The 19,867-nt window shown below is 59.7% G+C and carries 14 protein-coding genes and 1 pseudogene; 12 read left to right on the plus strand and 3 right to left on the minus strand.

Annotated elements, in window-relative coordinates:
• The first annotated feature begins 69 nt into the window (after nucleotides 1–69).
• A complete protein-coding gene (gene ku / locus UB31_RS27870; RefSeq protein WP_045013180.1) occupies nucleotides 70–1,002 on the plus strand; it encodes a non-homologous end joining protein Ku in 933 nt (310 codons plus the stop codon).
• Nucleotides 1,003–1,174: 172 nt separating this feature from the next.
• Nucleotides 1,175–1,789, plus strand: coding sequence for a hypothetical protein (locus UB31_RS27875; RefSeq protein WP_045013181.1), 615 nt, complete (start codon nucleotides 1,175–1,177; stop codon nucleotides 1,787–1,789).
• Nucleotides 1,790–1,816: 27 nt separating this feature from the next.
• On the opposite strand, the gene UB31_RS27880 is transcribed toward UB31_RS27875, so the two are convergent.
• Complete coding sequence (locus UB31_RS27880; RefSeq protein ID WP_045013296.1) at nucleotides 1,817–2,080, minus strand: hypothetical protein; 264 nt, start codon at nucleotides 2,078–2,080, stop codon at nucleotides 1,817–1,819.
• Nucleotides 2,081–2,561: 481 nt separating this feature from the next.
• Between UB31_RS27880 and UB31_RS43050 the strand changes: the two are divergent.
• From UB31_RS43050 to UB31_RS27910, 6 genes and pseudogenes are all read left to right on the plus strand, one after another.
• A pseudogene (locus UB31_RS43050) lies at nucleotides 2,562–2,684 on the plus strand (antirestriction protein ArdC); the annotation flags it as partial.
• A 538-nt stretch (nucleotides 2,685–3,222) separates the two neighbouring features.
• On the plus strand, nucleotides 3,223–3,570 hold the full coding sequence (locus UB31_RS27885; RefSeq protein ID WP_045013182.1) for a hypothetical protein: 348 nt from the start codon (nucleotides 3,223–3,225) through the stop codon (nucleotides 3,568–3,570).
• Nucleotides 3,571–3,630: 60 nt separating this feature from the next.
• Nucleotides 3,631–4,689, plus strand: coding sequence for a hypothetical protein (locus UB31_RS27890; RefSeq protein ID WP_045013183.1), 1,059 nt, complete (start codon nucleotides 3,631–3,633; stop codon nucleotides 4,687–4,689).
• Nucleotides 4,690–4,894: 205 nt separating this feature from the next.
• Entirely contained in the window at nucleotides 4,895–7,060 is a 2,166-nt protein-coding gene (locus tag UB31_RS27895; RefSeq protein ID WP_156175590.1) for a hypothetical protein, read from the plus strand.
• On the plus strand, nucleotides 7,057–8,649 hold the full coding sequence (locus UB31_RS27900; protein ID WP_045013185.1) for a phosphotransferase: 1,593 nt from the start codon (nucleotides 7,057–7,059) through the stop codon (nucleotides 8,647–8,649). The genes UB31_RS27895 and UB31_RS27900 overlap by 4 nt, the downstream gene beginning before the upstream one ends.
• 840 nt (nucleotides 8,650–9,489) lie before the next feature.
• Nucleotides 9,490–11,619: a ParB/RepB/Spo0J family partition protein gene (locus tag UB31_RS27910; protein ID WP_045013187.1), complete on the plus strand. Its 2,130-nt coding sequence runs from the start codon at nucleotides 9,490–9,492 to the stop codon at nucleotides 11,617–11,619.
• A gap of 142 nt (nucleotides 11,620–11,761) precedes the next feature.
• Here UB31_RS27910 and UB31_RS27915 read toward each other — a convergent pair whose 3' ends face one another.
• Nucleotides 11,762–12,100, minus strand: coding sequence for a hypothetical protein (locus UB31_RS27915; RefSeq protein WP_045013188.1), 339 nt, complete (start codon nucleotides 12,098–12,100; stop codon nucleotides 11,762–11,764).
• Nucleotides 12,097–12,291, minus strand: coding sequence for a hypothetical protein (locus tag UB31_RS27920; protein WP_045013189.1), 195 nt, complete (start codon nucleotides 12,289–12,291; stop codon nucleotides 12,097–12,099). The genes UB31_RS27915 and UB31_RS27920 overlap by 4 nt, the downstream gene beginning before the upstream one ends.
• A gap of 238 nt (nucleotides 12,292–12,529) precedes the next feature.
• Between UB31_RS27920 and UB31_RS27925 the strand changes: the two genes are divergently transcribed.
• The 4 genes from UB31_RS27925 to UB31_RS27940 all read left to right on the plus strand — a co-directional run bounded on the left by UB31_RS27925 (nucleotide 12,530) and on the right by UB31_RS27940 (nucleotide 19,841).
• Nucleotides 12,530–16,879 carry a strawberry notch-like NTP hydrolase domain-containing protein gene (locus tag UB31_RS27925; protein WP_045013190.1) on the plus strand — a complete coding sequence of 1,450 codons (4,350 nt, stop codon included), beginning with the start codon at nucleotides 12,530–12,532 and terminating at the stop codon, nucleotides 16,877–16,879.
• Nucleotide 16,880: 1 nt separating this feature from the next.
• On the plus strand, nucleotides 16,881–17,930 hold the full coding sequence (locus UB31_RS27930; protein WP_045013191.1) for a DUF7146 domain-containing protein: 1,050 nt from the start codon (nucleotides 16,881–16,883) through the stop codon (nucleotides 17,928–17,930).
• A 320-nt stretch (nucleotides 17,931–18,250) separates the two neighbouring features.
• Entirely contained in the window at nucleotides 18,251–19,189 is a 939-nt protein-coding gene (locus UB31_RS27935; protein ID WP_045013192.1) for a DUF2493 domain-containing protein, read from the plus strand.
• Between the two features lie 199 nt (nucleotides 19,190–19,388).
• On the plus strand, nucleotides 19,389–19,841 hold the full coding sequence (locus UB31_RS27940; RefSeq protein WP_045013193.1) for an ester cyclase: 453 nt from the start codon (nucleotides 19,389–19,391) through the stop codon (nucleotides 19,839–19,841).
• Nucleotides 19,842–19,867: the final 26 nt, after the last annotated feature.

Consider the following 19,867-nt stretch of genomic DNA (forward strand, 5'->3'; position numbering starts at 1 on the left):
GGGCGTGATGTCGGAACCAAGCCGGGCCATTCGTCTTGAATCCAGCATCAGTACCGGAGTTCCCCCATCATGGCCCCCCGCGCTAACTGGAAAGGCTTCCTGCGTCTTTCCCTCGTCACCTGTCCGGTAGCGCTCTATCCGGCCACGTCGGAATCCGAAAAAGTCTCGTTCAACCAGCTCAACCGGAAGACCGGCCATCGCATCAAGTACGCCAAGGTCGATGCCGACACCGGCGAGGAAGTCGCCAACGAGGACATCGTCAAGGGCTACAAGGTCGACACCGACACCTTCATCGAGGTGACGAAGGAGGAGCTCGAGAACGTTGCGCTGGAATCGACGCGAACCATCGAGATCGACGAGTTCGTCGACCGCAGCGAGATCGACCCGAGATATCTGATCCGTCCCTACTATCTGGTCCCGGACGGAAAGGTCGGTCACGACGCCTTCGCCGTCGTCCGCGAAACGATCCGTGAGATGAACAAGGTCGCCATCGGACGGGTGGTGCTGACCAACCGTGAGCACATCATCGCCCTCGAGCCCATGGACAAAGGCCTGATGGGAACCTTGCTGCGGTATCCTTACGAGGTGCGCTCCGCGGACGAGTATTTCGACGAAATCCAGGATGTCAAAGTCACCAAGGACATGCTCGATCTCGCCAGGCACATCGTCAACCAGAAGGCGGGCCACTTCGAGCCGGACAAGTTCGAAGACCAGTACGAAACCGCCCTTCTCGATCTCATCAACCAGAAGCGCGCCGGCAAACCCATCACCGCGAAAGCGCGACCGCGTGGCGAGAATGTCGTTGATTTGATGGACGCGCTACGCAAGAGCATTGGCGGTGAAAAGGCGGCAGCGACAGAGGCGCCGAAGAAGCCAGCCAAGAAGGCGCGCAAGGCGGCGGCCGGGCAGAAGGAAATGCTGATGCCGATTGCCGGCAAGAAACCGGCCAAGGAGGCCGCGGCAAGGAAGCCAGCGGCCAAACCGCAGCGGAAGTCGGCTTAAGGTATCCTTGCGGTGGGTTCACGGGAAGCTCGCTTTCAACACGCCGGATGCGTCGAGATAATTCCCGGGCCGGCCGCTTTGTTCGCCCGCTTTGGAAGTTCTCTGCTCCCGAGCTAGACAGCACGGCTGATCGCATGGCAGCGGTCAGTGCGTCAGCGCGGAGAAGCGTCTCATGGCGAGAAAACTGAAGACCTACCAGACCTCGCTGGGCTTCTTCGATCTGGCGATTGCTGCGCCGTCGATGAAAGCCGCGCTGGAAGCGTGGGGCGCAGACAGCAATCTCTTCCACCAGGGCGCGGCGAACGAGAGCCACGACCCGGACGTTATCGCCGCGACCATGGCAAAGCCCGGCGTCGTTCTCAGGCGCCCGGTTGGAACCGACCGACCTTTCAGCGAACATGCCGAACTGCCCACCGATCTTGGCGACGGCGGACCAACGAAAGCCGCCCGCAAGTCGAAAGGCCATAAGGCGAAGAAGCCTTCCTCTCGCCCCGTCGACAAGGCTGCGGAACGAAAGGCCGCTCTCGCCTTCGAAAAGGAGCAGAAGCAGCGCGAGCGTCAACGGGCGAGCGAAGAGGCCGCCAGGCAGAAGGACCGTGAACGCCGGCAGCAGGCGGTCGACAAGGCGCAGGCTGCGCTGGACAGGGCTGAGCAAGAGCACGCGAGGCGGGCCGCCGCCATCCAGGCCGAGGTCGAGGCTCTCGAGAAGAGATCGCAAGCCGAACAAGCCCGCTGGGATAAGGAGAAGGCGCGATTGGAAGCTACGCTGCGGCGCGCGCGGGGTTAGATTCCGTCATGCTCGGCGCCGGTCCTTCTAATCAGGAGGGCATTCTGGGCAGGTATCACCGATCGAGTTCAGCACGTCGCGAACCTCGGCCGCCGCTGCATCAGGGGAGACGCCCGCGGGCGGGTCTACGCGGGCGATATCGAAGGCCCGCTCCCTTGCATGCGGATCGGCGCGGTCCTGCATCCAACCGTGCTCCTCGCACTCGCGGATGGCGCCAGCTTCCTGGAGCACGTCAATCGCCCATCCACGCATCGTCCGAATCACCGGCCCTCGTGCACTTGTCATCAGCATGGAAATGGCTCCTGAACGGCGAATCGTTTTGTCCGTCATTCGTTCCGGCCAATAACACATGGCTGGGATTCGCAACGGCGGGAGCTCAAGGTTTGGTTCGAATCTTTGTCGCGCAGACACCCAGTCCCTGAACTTAGTCTTCCTGGCATTTCGTTTGGGCGCGTGCGGCAAGTGCCGCACCGGGCTCTCGTGAACCGAGCCGCAAGGCGTCTCGGCCATCCGGCTTCGATCCCTCGCGCGATCATGAGTCGCTCGCCGGAGGCACTCGCCCTCGGTCCCGCCGTCATTTCATTCCGGCGTCGCTATCACTGCCCTTCGTTCGGGTGCCTTCTTAACCGGTCTCGCGACTGCACTCGGTCCCGGGTCCCGCCGCTATCGCGTCGGCGCTATGCTGACCCTCCTGCGGGTGCCTCTTTTCCTTGTTCATGGAGAGCGCTTCGCGCTCGCATTGACGTTTGTTTCGCTAAGAGGCTCGGCCTCTCGCGCACATAATCGCGCCGTCGTGCGCGCCGCGAGTGCGGCATCGAAGGCCGCCGATTTCCTGCTCGGCTTTCTGCCGCCCGGGATCGATTCCCGCGTTGAGGGCAACGAGGAGGCCGCGTGATGCATCAGTTGGTGTTGCGCGAATAGGAGGGAGTGCCATTCGGCATGCAAGATTGCCCCTAGGCCAGAGATCAGCATCCAAAACTGACCTCCACCATTCTGCTAGTACGCTGCCTGCGTTGGACTAGAGCAAGTGGTTGGGGATATGGTTGTGGAGACGATTGCACGCTTACGGCGCGAGCACTTCATCAAGGGCGAAATGATCAAGGAGATCGCCCGTGACCTTAAGGCGTCGCGAAACACGGTTCGGAAGGTGTAGAGCTCGGGAGAGACTCCTTCGAGTGCGAGCGACTGGTATACCCGCGGCCGGAGTTGGGGGCGATAAGCATCGGAGTTCGACGAAGGCGGTCGGCCGCATAATGGAGCCGCCGTCGATAAGTATATTCCCAAAGTAAAATCGAAGATTGCGCGCGAGCGTGTATTATTGCAAGATCTCTACCGGAAGGAATTTTGAGATCTAGCACGGCTAGCTGTCAAACTATTTTTTGATATTGGGCGCGGCTGGCTCTTGGGGTCTTCGGCCGCGCATTGGGGGAGACATGGCATCCTATTGGATCGGCGTCATTTCGGCGTTGGCTATTTTTGCATCGTCCATCGCGGTCGCGCCGACCCTGGGCCAACCGGTCGAATGTGCTCAAGCCGATGGAGCACCTCAGGTCTGCGGCCTGACAGCCCTGCAGATCAACGACCTAAAGAAGATGGTCGATCAATTTCAGGCCGAAAATCAGAAGCATAGTCCCGGCGCAACTGCGAACGGTGTCGTTCCCAAAGACGCCGAAGCTAGCTGTGTTAAAGTCGATAACTTCAAAGCGACTTGCGGCCTGACCGGGGCGCAGCTCGCGCAGGTGAGCCGGCAGATCGCCGCCTACAAGCCTCAGTCCCCTTGAAAATACTGTCTTCCAGCGGCGATCGCGTCTGATCCTAGGATCCAAAAAAGCAGCAGTATCATGGCCATCGATTTGTATTCCGGTATTGCCCGAAATCTGCGCATTTTGGTCTTAGCAGTCGTCTCCTGCGGTGTCGAAGGATGCGGTCTCGCCGTGCCGGACATCAAGGAGGTGTGGGATGCAGACCGGCCGCCGGATCCCGACCAGAAACAACCAAAAATACCGGGTGCGGCGCAGATCGAGTGGGAGATAAAGAAAAAGGTCTATTGCGAACTGCGAGATGCCGTGCAGGCCGTCAACGATCCGGTCAACGGCATTCCGGTGACTGAGCAGACGGTGGCAGGCAAGGTTCTCAAAAAGCAACCCGGCTTGATCCCATCTGATTGGCAGGCGCAGGTCAGCCTATCGTTGCAAGTGGACGAGGTATCGTCCTTGATCCCGGGTGTCACGTTCACGCAGATTTTGCCAAACGCGACCCAGGTGTTCGGCGCCGGCAATTCTTTCACAACGTCCCAATCGACCTCGCTCGGCTTGGGGGGAACGCTGTCCTCGTCGTCTACCCGCATCGATAAGTTCGACCCTTATTATTCGGTCGCCAGCCTCATGGACAAGCATCGCGGATCGGCCTGCAAGGACGGAGGAGATCCATGGGATTTTCCGGATTTCAAGCCTGCATCGAGTTCGCCATTCATTCTCGAAAGTGACCTCGGCATCCGGAATTGGCTATTGGGTGCGATGATGGTCGACAATATGTTGCCGTCCGAGGGATCACCGCCGCAGGCGTTAGGCGGCGGCGGCAAGGATGCGGGTGCCAAGGCCGTCCCGAAGAGCAAGGGCGAAAAGCCAAGCGCCAACCCCGACATCACGATCGATACCGTGACATATGAAATCAAATTCATTGTCGTCACAAGCGGTAGCATCACGCCAACTTGGAAATTGATAAAGTTCTCGGCGAACACGGCCGGAGCGTTTCTTGGTGCAGGCCGCACAAGAACTCATGATCTGATTATTACGCTTGGTCCGCCAACCGGTGCGACGTCGCAAACCCATTTCGCATCTCAGGTCGGAAACGCCGTGAGCAATGGCAATCGGAGCGCTGTCCCTGGTTCAGGAATGTGATGCTTTCCCCGACCCGCCCAACCAATACGAGTCATGTTCTAACCGATCTGCGACGACGTCGGTACTTTCCCACGGTGCGGTCTCAAATGCTGGGTCAGCTGAACGCTGGGGTCAATCGGCAAATAGCAGCGATATTCTAAAAGCCTGGAAAGTTGTGATTGGCCGCCACGATTAGCTCTTTACCTGGCCGCCAGGTCAATTGTAATTGACTAATATTCGCGTATTGGTTGCAATTTTAAATGAGTTTGCCGTGGAAGATAACCTGCAATCCATTCTGTATCTCCAAGATGAGCTGCTTAGTTCAAACAAAATGTACATCGTCGACGAGGTGATTGCGGAAATAGCGCGTGCGATACCTCGGAACGGACAGCTGTTATTCTATATGAGGCAGCGGCGCCATTTCTCCGACCCGCATGCTGCCGAATCCCCCTATTTGCTTTTTCCTTACCTTGCGTTCGAGGTTTGCGATGGAGAAGTTCGGAGGTTCGGCCACAGGACCGACCTACAGAAAAGAGATTCAGAGGTCGCAGAGGAATATACGGAGGAAATTCTTTCCGAGAGCGCGGTCGTGCGCTGGGTGCCGCATCCTGAGATCAGCCGGTTCTTTGTGGAGCAGGTCCGCCGCACCTTTTTAGTGTTTTACCACGTCAGCGGTTCTCGAGAACACTTCATTGAAAGTGTCTCCAGGAGGTTTGTTCGTGAGTTCGTAAGCAGCAAGACGGGGCGTGATATCATCGATTACGATCACCATTTTGGTGAAATCCGACGGCGATTGGGCATAGACATTCTGCTTGGACTTCAGAAAAATCCGTTTCTGAAACTGGATGATGTCCAGAAAATAGAAGATATCATCGATATTGATCGCGGCTCATCCAAGGTTTTGAGAGGAATTGCGAAGAACAGAGATTTTCTGAAAGACCTTTTTGGTTCGATCGCGAGGAAGTCGATCAACTACGGTTACATCAGCAAGCCCAAGATATATTATTGTATCAATACGCTTACTGAAGAGCATTTGTTCTTAGACCGGGGTAGTCAAGACACAGCGTTTCAGGTTGCACGGCAAGCAGTTCTTATTTTCCTAAAGGGCGGCGATCGGCTCAGTCTCGATGCGGTTCACAATGCAACGAAGCTCATATCAACGAGCTTGCGCGAGCAGGCATCCGCTGAACGTGAAGATCCCCTTTTCAAGGTCATGAGGGCGTCGCAGGACGCCGAAGAGCGCCTGGGGACGTCGCCAGTCGAGACGCGGGCCGCCCTGGAACGCGAAATCCGCAGCATTCTGGAGCCGTTCCTTCGTGAAGTCATCCAAGCGAGCCAAGCTGAAAAAATAGCGGTCTGGCGGTTTGATCCCTTCACCCTGGAATTTGTCGAAATCGCTTCGGTGGGCTTTCCGTCGACTTTTCGCCACGTTACCATCCCTCTGGCGAACGACGTGTCGTTATGCGTAAAGTCATATACCGCTGACCAGCCCGTATGGCAGGAGCATCGCGATCAGTACTCGGCCGAAATTACCGAGCGGCCGCTTCTCACGAACGACATCGGCAAGTTCAGCGATGCCGCTCACGCCAGGCCAATTTGGGTGGGTAGCACCAAGAGTGCCGTGATCGAATTCGCCTCGTCCCGGGCGAAGAGACTGGTTACGGAAGGACAATATTTCGAGCGCGTCTCGATAACATGCGGTGAAGTGATCCGGAGGATCGAGCTGGCTAACGATCGTTCGTGGTTGTCGCGAATGTCCTACGTACATGCGGCCCGTCACCGAATCGAAGCGATTATCAGAGAGATACAGGAGACGGATGAACAGCGCGCGGGCCAACTCCGCTCGCTCTTGTCGTCGTACTCTGTCGTTCAGGATAGCGAAAACCGCTTCCGAAATGTCGACAATATCAATGAACTAACCGAGGCGATGGTGAGCGCAGTGCCAACCCTAGCAACCTCTCCTCTTACACGGTCCCTTTGCGAGAAGGTCAGTCAGCAGGGGCGGGAATATAACGCCTCGCCGCGTTCTTACGGGCTGGTCCTGGAAATACTCGACACCTTGGGCTCCAATGTTGGTCATTCACCCCTGCTGGTTGAAGACGTCAGTGTTGAGACAGACTATGATGAGCCCTCTAAGATCGCGACGATGAAAATCCTCTACCGCCCGAAAGGCGCATTGCAGCAGGCCGCGCGCCTTTCGCAGGTCTGCGTTTCGCCGATCAAAGATGGCCGATCTGCAACCTATCATTTCGGCCTGTTTTTGTTGGCGGCTCAGTTGCGGATGGTCGGTGGCAGTGCATCTGCCGCTCCAATGATAGATGATGGTTTTGGCAATTCACTCTTCGGAGTAGCATTCTCCATTCCTCTAAATGACAACGAGGGTGCAGTATGAAGCGTCACTTTCGAGTTCTGCTCGTTGAGGACGATCGCGATCGCAAAAGCCGTTTCGTTGCGGTTTGGAAGGCTGCGTTCGCTGCCGCAGGTGTCGAAATCGACATTCAAGTCGAAGAGAATTTCGAGTACATCGGTTCTCTTCTGAAGAAGCGGCCTCATGTCGCAATATTTGACAACGTCTTCGAAGTGAGCGGAGGTGGCCCCGGGAAGGCGAGAGATAATCTCGGCATTGAGCAGATCAGTCGCCTGAAGCCGCACCACACCGACACGGTGTTTGCGCTCTACAGTCAGGCGACCTTCAGTATAGATCAGCTCGGGGTGCGCATACCGAACCCTGACATGCTCATCACCAAAACGCATCTCTCGAATATTGAATACCAGCACTACCTTGGAAAGACATTGGCATCGCGGGTGCAGCGTTTGCCATTTGGAAATCTAAGCTTCACGACACCCGCAGTGCGACCTGAGTTTACAAATGTCGAGCCCGAGCTCACATCGATCATTGAACAATGCATCGCCGGCTTCCTGAACGACGAACTTGACGATGAAGTCATTGAGGTTCGCCTACATAAACTGACCGGTGGGTTTTCAGGGTCGAGTGTGTTCCGCTTAGAGTTCTTCGGATCCACACGTTACGAAAATATTCCATTCGTCCTGAAATTCAGCCGGAAAGCGAATGTCTCTAACGAGGCGACACGGTACAATTCGTTCGTGCGCCTGCAATTGTCGCACGATATGCGTGTTGATCTGATCGGTTACGGGGAAGCAGGGGAATGGGCGGGAGCTTGCTACGCGTTCGCGTTTGGTCGTGCCGATGGAGTGGTAACACTTACGGATAAGCTAAAGGAAGGCGATGCGGCTGCCGTTACAACGGCAGTTCAACGTATTTTTTCGTCGAACACGACTGGTTGGTACACGCTGAAGAAAGCCAAGCCGCAGCGGCTCGACGACTACTTTTCAAACTCCGAGGAGTACAAATTATCTAAGGATGATAGAAGGCTAGCCGGTTTGCGCGCGGTTCTTTCGGAGGTTGGCGCCGACGAGGGTGTGTCGAGCACCGTATCAACGGATGCAATCCGCTTTGGAACGTTTGAATGCGGATCACTCCGTCGAACCCTTGCCAAGAAGGGGGCTGGAGAAATTGAACTGTGCTTTGGTCACGGCGACCTGAACGCAAATAACATTTTCATCGATAGCTCGGGTCGCAACCTCGCGATGATTGATTTCGAGTATGCCGGCCTCGATCACTGCTATAAAGACTTCGTATCCCTTGAATCTTCGATTCGGCTTGAATTTCGGAAGTCGGCATTTCCGGATCTTAAACTCATAGATCTTGTTGAGATGGAGATGAAACTGTTCCGAGACCACGACCAGGTCATTGCGGGGGCGCCGGATTATGTCGAGCCAATCCGGGAATTACGAAAGGCGGCAATCGCGCGGTTCAGTACGCCCTTGACTTTGAACTATTTTGTCGCCGTCGGACTGCATTCGTTGAAGCTTCTCGGAGTTTCGGCAGGCTGGCGAACTGACCAAAAGAAGGTCCTTGCTGCTGCTGCGCTCGCTTCGGCGCGCTGTGCGGAAAGTTAGAAGATTAATTCTGTCTTCGGAAACTCCATGAAAGAGCGAGGCAAAAACGCGACGCTCTTTTGGCGGGACCATTGGTCTCGGACATCAGCATTCTACATAGCTCGCAAGCGAACTTGCTTCGGCGCTCGCCATTTCACCGGCCGGATCGACGGCAAAGATTGACCGGTGGTAGTGACCAAGGACGCGCTGAACCGCATCCCTGAGCAACTCTCTCGCGATTTGGGCGGTTGGAGGTTATCGATGCCTTCTTGTTTGAGGAATTCTCGCCGGCGGGTTGGCCGACCTCAGTGCGAAACTGTCGGTCTTCAAAACTGGGATCGAGAAGGCGCGTGTCCAGGCCGACGTGGGTCCTCGCGAAGGAATATGGTGAGTGCGGACAGAGAGAATAGCTGCATCACGAACGTCTTTGTGGCCGACCCGGTTGCAATAGCCGCCGAGGCGCTGCGGTACGAGTCCGAGAGTGCATTCAGCGCGGCCTTCAGGCGCACCTTCAGCGTCCAAGTTGGTGCGGCTTCGCAATATGTCGGGATCGGCCAAAGGTTGACGTAACCACCAGCGGTCGCGATGTCTGGGATCGGCCGAGAATGACATCGCCATCGCGCTGTCGTGCGCGCCAAGAGCGCGGCATCGAGGGCCACCGAATTCCTGCTCGCCTTTCTGCGGCCCGCGATGGGTTCCGTCGTTGAGGGCAACGAGGAGGCCGCGTGATCCGTGCGTCGTTTCAGTGTCCGCCTTCAGTGGTGTAGCGCGTCGTCAGCGAGTGAGAGGAGTGTCGGGTTGCCTGTGACGGGTAGGAGGTCGAGAGAGAGTCTTTCGGCGGCCCGTCGTGGAGAATCCGACATGGCCAGCGTTCAGAAAATTAAACTAAGTCCTTCCCGCGACATTCCCTTCAACAAACTGGTCTTGAGCCAGTCCAATGTCCGCGGGGTGAAGGCCGGCGTCTCGATCGAGCAACTGGCGGAGAGCATCGCTCAGCGCACGTTGTTACAAAGCCTGAGCGTTCGTGGGGTCGTCGATGCCGACGGCCAGGAGACCGGCATGTTCGAGGTGCCCGCCGGTGGACGCCGCTACCGTGCGCTCGAACTTCTGGTGAGGCAGAAGCGTATGGCGAAGACGCAACCTGTCCCCTGCGTTATCAGGGATGGCGGCATCGCCGAGGACGATTCCCTTGCCGAGAACGACGAGCGGGTCGGCCTGCATCCGCTCGATCAGTTCCGCGCGTTCAAGCTGCTGCTTGACGGTGGCATGAGTGAAGAGGATATCGCCGCGCGGCACTTCGTCTCGTCGGCGATCGTCAAGCAGCGCCTGCGTCTGGCGTCAGTGTCGCCGCAACTGCACGACGTCTATGCCGACGATGGCATGACGCTCGAACAGTTGATGGCCTTCTCGGTCACGGCCGACCAGGCGCGTCAGAAGCAGGCCTGGGACAATGTCAGCAGATCCGGCAACGACGAGCCATATCAGATCCGGCGGATGCTGACGGAGAACGCCGTGCGCGCCTCCGACCGTCGTGCCCAGTTCGTCGGGCTGGATGTCTATGAGCAGGCCGGCGGTACCGTCCTACGGGATTTGTTCGCACACGACGATGGCGGCTGGTTGCAGGATGTGCCCATGCTCGATCGTCTCGTTACCCAGAAGCTGAAGGCGGAGGCCGAGACGATCGCGACCGAAGGTTGGAAGTGGATTGCGGTGGCGCTCGATTTCCCATACGGCCACACCAACGGCTTGCGCGAGATTGAGGGCGAACCGGCTGATTTGACGGAGGAGGAGCGGGCGACACTTGACGCCCTCAACACCGAGCACGTCAAGATCGAGGAGGAATACCAGGACGCCGACGAATTGCCGGACGAGATTGATCAGCGCCTCGGAGAGATCGAAGCGGCGCGGTCCGTCCTGGAAGCTCGTTCGCTTATCTACGATCCGGCCGATATCGCCCGCGCCGGCGTCTTCGTCAGCATCCATGCCGAGGGTTTGCTGGCGATCGACCGTGGCTACGTGCGGCCGGAGGATGAGGCTCCCAACATCGTCGAGCCCGAGAGCGTAGTGCAAGGCGATGGAGAGACCAACGGCGACGAACCAGCGACCAATGGTGTGATCCAACGCGCGGTCATTACTGTCGGCGGCGCGCGCGCGCCAACCGAGCCCGTCGAGGAGGAGGACGACGACACGGTCAAGCCCTTGCCGGATCGGCTCATCATCGAGCTGACCGCGCATCGCACACTGGCCTTGCGCAACGCGCTGGCGAACGATCCGGCCGTCGCCTTCCAGGCGGTGCTGCACAATTTCGTATTGGCGACCTTCTACCGCTTCTCGTCGTCGAGCGACTGCCTGGAAATCGCCATCCGGACCCCGACATTCCCTGCTCAAGCGCCCGGCTTAAAGGAGAGTGCATCAGCGGAAGCTATCGACAGGCGCAATGACGGATGGAAAGCCCGCCTACCCAAGGACGAATCCGATCTGTGGGACGTGCTCACAACGTTTGACGGGAAAGAGCAGGCCGCGTTGTTTGCACATTGTGCGTCATCCGCGGTCAATGCGCTCTACGAGCCCGCAAACCGCTACAATGAGGGCCGCGTCTCTACCCACGGCATACGCCGAAGGCTCGATCACGCCAATGTTCTTGCCCGCGCCGTCGGTCTCGATATGGCAGCAGTGGGCTGGAAGCCGACCGTCGACAACTATCTCGGCCGGGTCACCAAACCTCGCATTCTCGAGGCCGTACGCGAGGTAAAGGGCGAGCGATCGGTGCAGCTCATCGACCACCTCAAGAAGGGCGACATGGCGCGGGAGGCCGAGAGACTGCTTGAAGGGACCGGATGGTTGCCTGAACCACTTCGTCTCGATGAGGTGGGCACGATAGGAGAGCCGGCTGCAGATCCCGAAACGTTACCGGAGTTCCTCGCGGCCGGCGAGGACGAAGCTGACACCGAGGCCGACGACGACCGGCCGCACATCATTGCGGCAGAATAGTCTTCCAGGTGTGGGGGCTCCCAACCCACATCTTCTTATCCTTGGTCCGTCCCAAGCCCGGCATTCAGTGCCGGGCCTTTTCTTTCGAGGAGCTCCAAGGTCATCCCTGATCCGGCTCGCACCAATCTATTGCCATCGCCTCTCAGCGCTGTTGCGCAAATGAACTGGGTTCGGAATTCTCTGCGGTGTCATCGTCGTCCAATTCGATGAGATAGACCATCAACATTCCATCAGACGGTTGAGCATCTTTGCAAGCATCTCCGAATGTTGCGATCTCGTCCTCATAACTCACGCGTTCTTTCAGCAGGGCGTTGCCGTCCCACAACGGCGCGCCATTGGAATGTGCTGACATGAAATCTTCACGTAGCCACGGCGCGTTGCAAATCTCGCTTGCTTCACGGAGGCCTTTTGCTTCGAACGTCACCGTTGGCTTGCCGCCGATCTCGATCGTAAAGATCGAAGGAAAAAGCGTGGGCGTCATGTTCCCTTTGCCTCTTCGGCGGCTTCCCGGGCCAATCGCAATGCTTTCAAGCGTTCGCGATTTTCGTGAAAGGCCTTTTGAGCCTTTTCGTGCTCGCTTACGGCTTTCTCGGTCTTGACCTGCCCGAATACTTTCAGCGCCTCTCGTTCGGCTGGCGTCGTGGCTGGTCGATTGAGCCTTTGGTCGTTCATCTCGTCACTTCGTTGCGATTCTCGATGTGGAGAAAGATAGCGCGCCGATTCATGAGACGAAAGGGGGCTATTTCCTTTCGCTTCCGTGGTGCGCAGCCACTCGGTCCGCATTTTCTTGGCGGCCAGTCGCCGTCAGCGTCACTGTGAGAGGGAGAGGCGGGCCGGGATGGGTTTGAGCCGGCGCGGTCGAGAGAGCGCCCTACGGCTCGATCCTTCCCCGCTCTCCGAGGCTTCCTCCATGACGATCATTCCCGCATCCGTGGCCGCCGTTGCGGCCGCGCCGCTTTCCGTTACGCCCACTTCTCTGAACAAGGCTGGCGCGGTCGTTAGCGCCGCGCAACATCTTCTTCTGCATCTAGAGCGCGGTCAGCGCGTCGATGCGCCGATTTTGCGCACAGCGATGGAAAACAACTTTGGTGCCTCCGACGCCGATGGTGGATGGGATTGGAAGACGGCTTACGACGCCTGTGAAGCAGCCACCGTCCTGTTCCTTCGCAAGTTCGGTCCGGCCATGCGCGCGCGTGCCGATTCGCCCGCCGCGATGCTGCCGATGCTGGCAAAGGTCGCCGGCCTTCTACCCACCCACACCCGCCGTTCGGAAGAGAGCGAGGCGCTTCAGCAGTTTAGCACGCCCATCGCGCTTGGTTTCGCGGCGAGCAGCGCGGCGGCGATCACGCCGGCGGATGTTGTGCTGGAGCCCTCGGCTGGTACGGGCTTGCTCGCCGCCCTGGCCGAGCTGTCAGGTGCGTCGCTCGTTCTGAACGAGTTCGCCGAAACCCGCGCTGGACTTCTTTCACTTCTCTTTCCCGGCATCGCCGTCACACGCTTCGACGCCGCGCAGATCGACGATCATCTCGACACCGCCATCACGCCAAGCGTCGTGCTGATGAATCCACCATTCTCGGCTCTCGCCAACGTCGATCGCCGCATGGCCGACGCTGCCTTGCGGCATATCGCGTCGGCCTTGGCGCGGCTCCCCGAAGGCGGTCGGCTGGTCGCAATCACCGGGACGAGTTGTTCCCCGGACAATCCGGTCTGGCGCGATGTCTTCAGCCGGTTGCAGGAACGCGGGCGCGTCGTCTTCAGCGCAGCCATTGCTGGTGGCGTCTTCGCCAAGCACGGCACCACCATTGAGGCGCGGCTGACCGTGATCGACCGGTTGCCTGCGGACGATGCGACGACATTCCTGTCGCTTCTTGGCGTGGCGCCGGACGTTGCCACGCTGCTGGGATGGGTCACGGAGTACGTTCCGGCCCGACTGCCGATCGCGATACCAGTCGCCGCTTCGCCCAACGCTCGTCCGGGCATTCCGCGAACCGTCCGCGTCCATGCGATGCGACCGTCCGGCATCGCCGCTCCCGCAGCGGATCCGGCAGGGGCTGAACTTGCCTATGAGACCGTTGCCTGGACACCGGCCGAGAGCGGTCGGATCACCGAGGCGCTTTACGAAGAATATGCACTTCAATCGATCCGTATTCCCGGCTCTCAGCCACATCCCACCAAGCTGGTCCAATCAGCCGCCATGGCGTCGGTGGCGCCGCCGGTCCCGTCCTATCGGCCGCACCTTCCGGCTCACATCATCGCCAACGGTCTGCTGTCTGATGCGCAGCTTGAGTCCGTCATTTACGCGGGGGACGCGCATTCCCAGCTCCTTGCGGGATCATGGACCGTTGACGAGACCTTTGACCTGGTCTGCGCGGCGCGCGAGGATGCGGACAATGCCTTGCAATTCCGGCGTGGCTGGTTTTTGGGAGATGGCACCGGCGCGGGGAAGGGCCGCCAGATCGCCGGTATCCTGCTCGACAATTGGCTGAAGGGCCGACGCCGCGCGGTGTGGATCAGCAAGTCCGACAAGCTAATCGAGGACGCACAGCGCGACTGGTCGGCGCTCGGCATGGAACGGCTGCTGGTCACGCCGCTCTCGCGATTCCGCCAGGGTACGCCGATCCGTTTGGAGCAGGGCGTCCTTTTTACCACCTACGCCACGCTGCGATCCGACGCGCGCGACGAGAAGGCTTCGCGGGTCAAACAGATCGTGGAATGGTTGGGCGCCGATTTTGACGGTGTCATCATCTTCGACGAGTCTCACGCGATGCAGAATGCCGCAGGCGGCAAGGGTGAACGCGGCGACCAGGCCGCGTCGCTTCAGGGCCGTGCGGGGCTTCGCCTTCAGCATGCGCTGCCGAACGCGCGCATTGTCTATGTCTCGGCGACCGGCGCCACCACGGTTCATAACCTCGCCTACGCCCAGCGCCTCGGGCTGTGGGGCGGCGAGGACTTTCCGTTCGCGACGCGCAGTGAGTTCGTCGAGGCGATCGAGGCGAGCGGCGTCGCGGCGATGGAGGTGCTGGCGCGCGACCTCAAGGCGCTCGGTCTCTACACGGCGCGGTCGCTGTCGTACGAAGGCATCGCGTATGAGCTGATCGAGCATCAGCTCACCGACGAGCAAATCCGTATCTATGACAGCTATGCCGGCGCCTTCGCGATCATTCATAACAATCTTGCCGCGGCCATGCGGGCTGCGAACATTACCGGCGCGACCGGCACGCTGAACGCGCAGGCCAAGTCCGCCGCCAGATCGGCGTTCGAATCAGCGAAACAGCGCTTCTTCAATCATCTCATCACGGCGATGAAGACGCCGTCGCTGATCGCGTCAGTCGAGCGCGATCTGAGGGATGGCCATGCCGCCGTGATCCAGATCGTCTCAACCGGCGAGGCGTTGATGGAACGCCGGCTTGCCGAAATCCCGACAGAGGAATGGGGCGACGTCCAGGTCGATATCACGCCGCGCGAATATGTGCTGGATTATCTGGCGCACAGCTTCCCGACCCAACTCTACGAGCCCTTTACCGATAGCGAGGGTAACTTGTCGTCGCGACCGGCCTTCCGAGATGGCCAGCCGGTGCAATGCCGCGACGCCGTCGCGTGTCGTGATTGTTTGATCGAGAAGCTGGCGTCGTTGACGCCGGTTCATGGTGCGCTCGACCAGATCGTGCAGCGTTTTGGGACCGACGTCGTGGCCGAGGTGACGGGCCGCTCCCGCAGGATTGTCCGCAAGCGAGGGGGTGATGGCGTCGATCGATTGGTCGTCGAGAACCGCTCCAGCTCCGCCAATCTCGGCGAAACCCAGGCGTTCATGGATGACGTCAAACGCATCCTCGTCTTCTCCGACGCCGGCGGTACCGGGCGTTCCTATCACGCGGAGATTTCTGCAAGGAACCGGCGCTTGCGCACACATTATCTGTTGGAGGCCGGATGGAAGGCCGATGCCGCTATTCAGGGATTGGGCCGGACTAACCGTACCAACCAGGCGCAGCCGCCGCTGTTCAGGCCCATCGCCACCAATGTGAAGGCCGAGAAGCGCTTTCTCTCGACGATCGCGCGGCGTCTCGACACGTTGGGCGCCATCACAAAGGGACAGCGCCAGACCGGCGGGCAGGGCCTGTTCCGCCCCGAAGACAATCTCGAAAGTCACTACGCGCGCGACGCGCTGCGCCAGCTCTATCTCCTGCTGGTCACCGGAAAGGTCAGGGATTGTTCGCTTCAGGCATTCGAAGACGCGACCGGGTTGAAGCTAACCGATGACAACGGCATCAAGGACGAGTTGCCGCCGATCACTACCTTCCTCAACAGGCTGTTGGCGCTGACCATCGATCTCCAGAACATCCTGTTTACGGCGTTCGAGCAGTTGCTGACCGCGCGGATCGAGTGCGCAATCGCGTCGGGCACCTATGATGTCGGACTGGAGACGTTGATGGCCGAGAGCTTCGTCGTCGCCGGCCGGCAGACGTTTTACACCCATCCCCGCACCTCTGCGGAGACGCGCCTGCTGACCATCACCCAGCGCGAACTTAACCGGCCGGTCACGCTCGATGAGGCGCTGAGGCGCCTCTCCGATCCCCGCGGAGTTCTTCTGGTCAACAGCCAGTCGGGCCGCGCGGCCGTACAGGTTCCGGCCCGCAGTCTGATGCTCGACGACGGCGAAGTCGAACGTCGGGTACGCCTCATCCGCCCGATGGAACATCCCACCATGCCGCAGGCAATGATGCCGCAAACCCATTGGCGGGAAGCCGACTGCGACACTTTCGCCCGCGCCTGGGCGGCCGAAGTCGCCGAGATTCCGGAGTTCACGGATAGCGAGATCCACATCGTCGCTGGTTTACTGTTGCCAATCTGGAAGCGCCTGCCGCACGAGTCGGCCAGGGTGTATCGGCTGCAGACCGACGCTGGCGAGCGCATCATCGGCCGCAAGGTCTCACCCGCTTGGGTCGCCAGCGCGCTGGAAGCCGGAACGTCGAATCTTTCCCCCGACGCCGCCTTCACTGCGTTGATCGATGGCAAGACCATTCTCGATCTCGCCGAAGGACTCCAGGTCAGGCGCGTCCGCGTGATGGGTGCGAACCGGATCGAATTAACCGGTTTCTCCGAGCCAATGCGGGATCGGCTGCGCGCCTACGGTCTGTTCGGCGAGATCATTTCGTGGAAGCTGCGTTTCTTCGTCCCAGTCGATGCCACCGGTCCTGCGATCCTGGCCAAGGTTTTGGAATGCTATCCAATTGCCCGCATCGCCGATCGGGCGGCGGCGTAACATGCCGCGAAGTGCGGCAGAGCTGGCACATCGCCTCGCGCGTGAGGCCGAGGCGGTGTGCCGTCATTATCTCTCCAACGGGCGTCGCGTCGGCAATTACTGGCTGGTCGGCGACGTCAGGAACACGTCCGGCCGCTCGATGTTCGTCCGCCTGAAAAGCAGGGACGTCGGCGGGCGTCCGGCTGGCAAATGGACCGACGCGGCAACCGGTGAGCACGGCGACCTCCTCGACGTGATCCGAGAAAGTTGCGGGTTGGTCGATTTCCACGATGTCACTGAGGAAGCACGACGCTTCCTGAGCCTGCCACGATCCGAACCGGGGTTCGACAACCGACCGCATCTGTCGCCAGTACAGTCCGGCTCACCGGAATCGGCACGGCGTCTGTTCGGCATGTCGCAGCCGATTGCCGGCACGGTTGTGGAGACTTACCTGCGGGGACGCAGCATTATTAACCTGCGTGGCATCGACAGCCTGCGATTCCATCCGCGCTGCTATTACCGTCCCGAAGCAGACGCCTCGACGGAAACCTGGCCGGCTATGATTGCGGCTGTCACCGATCTTCAGGGTCACATTACCGGCGCGCACCGCACCTGGCTCGATCCGTCCGGGCGCGACAAGGCACCTGTCGATACCCCACGCCGGGCGATGGGTCACCTTCTCGGGCACGCGGTCCGCTTCGGTCCGGCAAGTGACGTGATGGCAGCAGGCGAGGGCATCGAGACCATGCTATCGCTCCGCTGCGTCATGCCCAGCATGGCGATGGCCGCGGCACTCTCGGCTGCGCATCTCGGAGCCATCCTGTTCCCGGCAACGCTTCGTCGGCTCTATGTCGTCCGTGACAACGATCCGGCGGGCGATGGTGCGGTGGCAGGACTATTCGACCGGGCGCAGTCGGCCGGGATCGAAGCGATGGTGCTGTCGCCGCAGTGTGAAGATTTCAACGAGGATCTGCGGAATTTTGACATCAACGCGCTACCTGCAGCGTTACGCAAGCAGCTCGCCTCTGAAGACGTGGCCCGGTTCTTGAGTACGATGGTTTCCACGGGATAGGGGACGAAGCTCTTACTCTGCTCTGACTGCGCCGCCGATCCTCAGGCTTCTCTTTGTTCGGAGAGGGCCGCGCTCACGGCCTTCTTGAGAGGGCGACCCTGCGGCAAGCGGTCCGGCCACGCAATGGCGTCCGCCGGCTATTTTCCGTCGCGCCCTAAAGGGCGCTTTACATCGCGAGGCAAAATAGCCGGCTCCCGCCATCCTTCGCTTCGCTACGGCCGCTGTCGCTGCGCTCGGCGGTGCAGGTCCGGTCCGCCCGCCGCCTTTCGTCGCCATGAAGGCCGCGATGAGCGCGACCAATCCGATCAAGGAAAGCCGCCATGACGATCGAGCGCAACGATACCGATTACGAGCAGCCATACGCCACATCCCCAACTGATCACGTCCTTACCGAACTCCAACTTCACGGCTACCGCCCTTTTAAGGACGAACCCGACCCGAGACCTCTACCCGAAGCCCGTATCGTCGCTGCCGCCGTCGCCGACATCTTCGACGCACTCATCGCAAGCTTGAGCGAAACACGCCTAGAACCCGACCTTGAGGACTTGCTGTGGTCGACCGTCAATCTCTTCCACCGCGCCAACGAGCGCATCGAACGCGAACTCGACGACAACGAACAAGCGCAGAAGCGCAGCCAACGCGACCAGGATGGCTCCGAAATCCGCTCGGTCGAACTCGAGCGCCTCACTGCCGAGGGCATGACGCTGATCGAACGGCGTAACAGCATGGAATACTTCCGCGACCAGGCGGCCGACCACTTCGCACGCCACGCCGGATCGCACTGGCATCCGCGCAGCGGCTCGATGGTGAACCACCGCGCCCTGACCTCGGCTGTCATCGATAGTCGCGACTTCCTCGCCGCCAAACACCGGGCCGAGACCGAAGTGCTATTGCCTGCCGGGCCGAAGATCGCCTTCACCGGCGGCCTGGACTGCAACGATCATCGCCTGATCTGGGACAAGCTCGATCAGGTCCACGCCAAGCATCCAGACATGGTCCTCTTGCACGGTGGTTCGCCGAAGGGCGCCGAGCGTATCGCCGCCCGCTGGGCCGACCACCGCAAGGTTCCGCAAGTCGCCTTCAAACCCGATTGGACCAAACACGCCAAGGCAGCACCGTTCAAGCGCAACGATCAGATGCTCGATGTGCTGCCGATTGGCGTCATCGCCTTCCCGGGCACCGGCATTCAGGAGAACCTGGCCGACAAGGCACGAAAGCTCGGCATCCCCGTCTGGAAATTCGGCAATGGTGGCGCGTAAGCGCCACCCCTCCCACTTCGAATATAATGTACGCACCACACTCGCTTGTGCAGCTGTGACGGTTGTTTTTCCGGTCGCCCTTGCCGCCTTGGGAAGAGGACGGAAATCGGGTGGCAGACCGAACGTCTCGGCTCCAAAGTCCATCGTATCGATTGATCCGATCGTCAGTTGAGACGACGAAGCAAAGAGGAGACAGAGCATGTCGAATGAAGATGAAAACAAGGCCATCGTTGGCCGCTGGTTCACCAAGTTCTGGGGTGAGACTTGCGATCTCGGAATCGTCGACGAGCTCGCCGCGCCGGATATGCTCCTTCAGTACTCACTGCACGAGCCACGTCGGGGACGGGAAGACATCAAGGCTTTCATGACGGATTTCCGTAAGGCCTTTCCCGATCTCAATTTCTGGGGCGCCGCCGATCTAATCGCGGAGGGCGACTATGTCGTCGGCCGCTGGCAAGGTGGCGGGACGCACACCGGCCCCGCGTTCGGCGATTTCCTGGCCGGCTCCTTGCCCGCGAACACCGGACGGAAAATGCGATTCACCGGTACGACTGTTCTAAAGCTGAAAGACGGCAAGATCACCGAGGAAATCGGGCTCGACGACGGCGTCACCGCGCTGCAGCAGCTCGGGCTGATCAAGCTTGCCGCTTAGCCGACGACTATCGAAAAGCCGGCCTT

It is taken from the genome of Bradyrhizobium sp. LTSP849, assembly GCF_000938255.1.
Taxonomy (GTDB): domain Bacteria; phylum Pseudomonadota; class Alphaproteobacteria; order Rhizobiales; family Xanthobacteraceae; genus Bradyrhizobium.

Bases quoted from the DNA above. Each gene is read 5' to 3' on its own strand.
- UB31_RS27940 (WP_045013193.1), top strand. From the start codon at position 19,389: ATGTCGAATGAAGATGAAAACAAGGCCATCGTTGGCCGCTGGTTCACC.
- UB31_RS27910 (WP_045013187.1), top strand. From the start codon at position 9,490: ATGGCCAGCGTTCAGAAAATTAAACTAAGTCCTTCCCGCGACATTCCC.
- UB31_RS27920 (WP_045013189.1), bottom strand. From the start codon at position 12,291: ATGAACGACCAAAGGCTCAATCGACCAGCCACGACGCCAGCCGAACGA.
- UB31_RS27935 (WP_045013192.1), top strand. From the start codon at position 18,251: ATGACGATCGAGCGCAACGATACCGATTACGAGCAGCCATACGCCACA.
- UB31_RS27890 (WP_045013183.1), top strand. From the start codon at position 3,631: ATGGCCATCGATTTGTATTCCGGTATTGCCCGAAATCTGCGCATTTTG.
- UB31_RS27900 (WP_045013185.1), top strand. From the start codon at position 7,057: ATGAAGCGTCACTTTCGAGTTCTGCTCGTTGAGGACGATCGCGATCGC.
- UB31_RS27930 (WP_045013191.1), top strand. From the start codon at position 16,881: ATGCCGCGAAGTGCGGCAGAGCTGGCACATCGCCTCGCGCGTGAGGCC.
- UB31_RS27880 (WP_045013296.1), bottom strand. From the start codon at position 2,080: ATGCTGATGACAAGTGCACGAGGGCCGGTGATTCGGACGATGCGTGGA.
- UB31_RS27885 (WP_045013182.1), top strand. From the start codon at position 3,223: ATGGCATCCTATTGGATCGGCGTCATTTCGGCGTTGGCTATTTTTGCA.
- UB31_RS27875 (WP_045013181.1), top strand. From the start codon at position 1,175: ATGGCGAGAAAACTGAAGACCTACCAGACCTCGCTGGGCTTCTTCGAT.
- UB31_RS27915 (WP_045013188.1), bottom strand. From the start codon at position 12,100: ATGACGCCCACGCTTTTTCCTTCGATCTTTACGATCGAGATCGGCGGC.
- UB31_RS27925 (WP_045013190.1), top strand. From the start codon at position 12,530: ATGACGATCATTCCCGCATCCGTGGCCGCCGTTGCGGCCGCGCCGCTT.
- ku (WP_045013180.1), top strand. From the start codon at position 70: ATGGCCCCCCGCGCTAACTGGAAAGGCTTCCTGCGTCTTTCCCTCGTC.